The sequence below is a fragment of the Candidatus Woesearchaeota archaeon genome (genome assembly GCA_003694805.1).
GTDB lineage: Archaea > Nanobdellota > Nanobdellia > Woesearchaeales > J110 > J110.
Genome location: RFJU01000169.1, coordinates 1 through 3,346 on the forward strand (window position 1 = coordinate 1; position 3,346 = coordinate 3,346).

Consider the following 3,346-nt stretch of genomic DNA (forward strand, 5'->3'; position numbering starts at 1 on the left):
AATAATAGGAATATTTAAATAGTTGTGGTGCTGTAGGAGTGAACGAGGGTCGGCAAGCAAAGAACTGAAAAACAAGTTTGAGGGACGACGCGGTGCCAAAACAGAGACGACACCAACCGGGGCAGCAACTTCCTGACAAGGAACGACACGCAGGACAGTCAGCTTCTCATCGAAAAGAACAACCAAAACGAGCCAGAAAAACCCTCGTTTCAACACATTCCTTAACGCCTTCTTTTCACCTACAAGACGATCCAACACCCTCTCTACCTTTTTTTACCCAAAACTACAACTATCCTGATGAGGAACTGTACTACAACCCTCCTTCAGGAATGACGTATTCTGTCCCCCTCGCTCTTCTGCGCGAAAACCTCAGCGTCCTTCAAGCAACGTCCCTTTACCTCCACGAACACTACGGCCTCACGTTCTCAGCAATAGCACGCCTTCTCTCCCGAGACCAGCGCACCATTTGGACCAGCTACCATCAAGCAAGAAACGCGAGGAAAACACTCGCTCCCGCCGTGCACGATCCTTCAGTGCAAGAACGACTGCCGGGCATCCTTGAAACGTTTCCTGCCGACATACTCTCACGCCGATCCCTCTCCGCCCTTGAAGCGGTCGTCTTGTACCTACTTGGCAAGCGACTGAACACCAAGACCATTGGAAAACTCCTCGGCAGAAGCTGCCAAACCATCTACACCATCAGGCGCAAACTGCGCGCGAAGGGGGTGAGCGCATGACTCGCAAACTATGCGCAAACATCTCCAACGTGATCCTCGTCCTGATACTCACAGCCATCCCGCTCCTCCCACTCATCACAGGAATTTTTGCCTCGGCCGCACCGGAAGGCGTTAGCATAACGTTCAACGACACCTACGTCCCCACACCACAAGGAGGAACGCCCATCACCACTGTCGGCGGAAGCTTTACCACACTTGCGCTAAACCTCACTCAACAAACACCCCGCTGGAAAGCATACGTTGGAAACCTCACCGGCCGCTTCGTCCTTCAAGACGCAAACAACTACAGCATCTACGACTGGAACACGGCAAGCGTCTCGGGAGAGGTGTATGCCACGAGAAACAACTCCATCCAGTGGAGCGCCATACGCTGCGCCAATGCAACGGAAATCGCCGCAGAGGAAGCCTTCCACAACATGACATCGACGCAGCCAGACACTATTAACAAAACATTCAACAACACCGTGCACAGGGGCTTCTTCGTCGGCAGCACGTACATTGCCAACAGCACCTGCTCTGCAATCGCGACGTACGTAAACGGCACTGCTCAAGCGCCAAGTGAAAATGCGGACTTCCAAGAAGTCCTCCTCTCCGACACGAACTACCTTGTTTGGGCAACGCTACTCGAGCAAGATGCGCAAGGCTACAACAACCAGCCTTTCGACTTCCAAATGATTGTGCCTGAGAGCGAAGTAAAATCGTCCCCAACGACCTACTACTTCTACGCAGAACTCTCGTAGGCCTGGTGGCGCGGTTCTTGACCAGTCAATGCCTGCCAACGTCCAAGGCGCATGCCCACAATGCCACAAGGAGTGTGCTGACTCTTGTCTGTATGTCTTGATGGTGCGTGTATTTTTGGAAGAGGTGTTGCAGTTCACCGAAACTATTAAAAAACTTTAATGAATACATATTCAAAATTCGTTGTGTTGGCAAGCAACGAGGAGGTGAAACCATGCCACAAAGAGACGGAACAGGCCCAGAGGGAAAAGGGCCGCGAACAGGACGGCAAATGGGCCGCTGCGCAGGAGCAAAGGAAGCAGGCGAAGCACTCGATGCAGGAGCGTTTAGACAGGGACGCAAGCATGGCGGAGGACGCGGTCGTGGACCTTGCAAGAGAGGTCTTCGCAGGCAACAAGGGAGGTGGTTTGCACAAAACCAAGACGGCCAGAACAGCAAAGAGGCAGACTCTTTGTCTGACTAATATTGTGTCTGACTAACGAGGTCCTATGCCACGACCGTGCAAAAGAAGGAGGGTGAGGGGCAGCCCGAACGTGACCTATTTCAAGCCAGCGGGGGTGCCAACATCATCCCTGCAGGCGCTCACCCTCGCCATTGATGAGTTTGAAGCTATCCGCCTCAAAGACTTGTTAGGCCTGCACCAAAACAGGTGCGCAGAAAAAATGCAGATTTCTCAACCGACGTTTCACCGATTGCTCCTCTCTGCAAGAAAAAAACTTGCAGAAGCAATCGTTCAAGGAAAGGCCATTCAAATAGAAAAGCAAGAAAAGCACGCGCGCCCTCCACAAGGAGTGCCGCGCTCTTTCTGCGGTGCTAAGAGGCGTCAAAAGAACCCATAACGCCTATAACGCTCATAGTGCCCTTGCAAGCGGAGTCTTCTTGTGCCGGGACCGGCCGAAGGATACATTGCCTGAACGTTCCTTGAACGTAAGGAGGAAACCTTGGCCTTCCTCACTGTTTTTTCCAACAAGGGCGTCTCTTTCGGTCTATTTCACTCATTAATTAATTGCTGTTTTTTCTTATTCTCAATTATTTAGCAATTGATTAAGTACTGTAATTAATCTATTATCGAAACATTTATATATGGGTTGTCCTAATAGACTATTGTTATACAAAATAGTATACTGGTTTGGATGGGGTTTCTCGACGAGAACCCAACAATCCCGGCGACAACCCCCACCCGTCCCAACAGAGACGACACAGAGCAACAGCAACAACGACCGACAACGCCCCCCGTAGCCCCCACCACAAGGAGGGCGACAAGGGCACCACCAACGACAACAGACAACAACCATGGAACAAGAAAACTTGTTCACAGCGAGCAAATGGGACATTCTCAAACTGCTTGCAGAGCAGGCCCGCTCCCCCATAGAACTGGCGAGAATAGCCAACACCTCCGTCGCAAACATTAGCCAGCAACTACGACTTCTGGAAATGGCGGGCCTGGTCTCTAGCAAGCGCGTCCCCAACCGGGACAAAGGCCAACCACGCGTCCTCTACTCCCTCGCAGGCAACTACTCCTACCTCATCGCCACCACCAGCGACTTCGTCGACAAAAAACTGCTCCAACTGAGCATGTACAACAAAGTCATCCTCCGCATCTGGTTCCTTGACAATCCAAAACAACGCTACTTCCTTGAAAAACTCTTCTGGAACCTCGAAGAGCACCTCCCCACCATTGAGGAGCTGCACGTGGAAACCACAACAGAAAACCCCCTCAGAATTCTCATCGTAACCAACCCGCAAGCACTGCACAAAGCACAAACAACCTTTCAACCCCTCACCCTTGCCAGCCCCGCAGGAGAAACCTGCCAAGTCTTCTTTGACTGCATCACCCGCGAAGACCCCAAACCAGAAGGGACCTGGTACAC

At 51.8% G+C, this 3,346-nt stretch carries 5 protein-coding genes; all 5 read left to right on the forward strand.

Features of this window, described 5'->3' with window-relative positions:
- Positions 1-92: 92 nt before the first annotated feature.
- Positions 93-737, forward strand: a complete 645-nt coding sequence (locus D6783_06090; GenBank protein RME52007.1) for a hypothetical protein — start codon at positions 93-95, stop codon at positions 735-737.
- Positions 734-1,477: a hypothetical protein gene (locus D6783_06095; protein RME52008.1), complete on the forward strand. Its 744-nt coding sequence runs from the start codon at positions 734-736 to the stop codon at positions 1,475-1,477. The genes D6783_06090 and D6783_06095 overlap by 4 nt, the downstream gene beginning before the upstream one ends.
- Positions 1,478-1,689: 212 nt before the next feature.
- Complete coding sequence (locus D6783_06100; GenBank protein RME52009.1) at positions 1,690-1,938, forward strand: hypothetical protein; 249 nt, start codon at positions 1,690-1,692, stop codon at positions 1,936-1,938.
- A gap of 25 nt (positions 1,939-1,963) precedes the next feature.
- Positions 1,964-2,314 (forward strand): DUF134 domain-containing protein, encoded by a 351-nt coding sequence (locus D6783_06105; protein RME52010.1) that lies wholly within the window; start codon positions 1,964-1,966, stop codon positions 2,312-2,314.
- A 454-nt stretch (positions 2,315-2,768) separates the two neighbouring features.
- The coding region (locus tag D6783_06110) for an ArsR family transcriptional regulator (protein RME52011.1) at positions 2,769-3,346 on the forward strand (578 nt) is incomplete at its 3' end.

Coding starts and splice junctions, on each gene's coding strand:
- D6783_06095 (RME52008.1), top strand. CDS start 734: ATGACTCGCAAACTATGCGCAAACATCTCCAACGTGATCCTCGTCCTG.
- D6783_06100 (RME52009.1), top strand. CDS start 1,690: ATGCCACAAAGAGACGGAACAGGCCCAGAGGGAAAAGGGCCGCGAACA.
- D6783_06105 (RME52010.1), top strand. CDS start 1,964: ATGCCACGACCGTGCAAAAGAAGGAGGGTGAGGGGCAGCCCGAACGTG.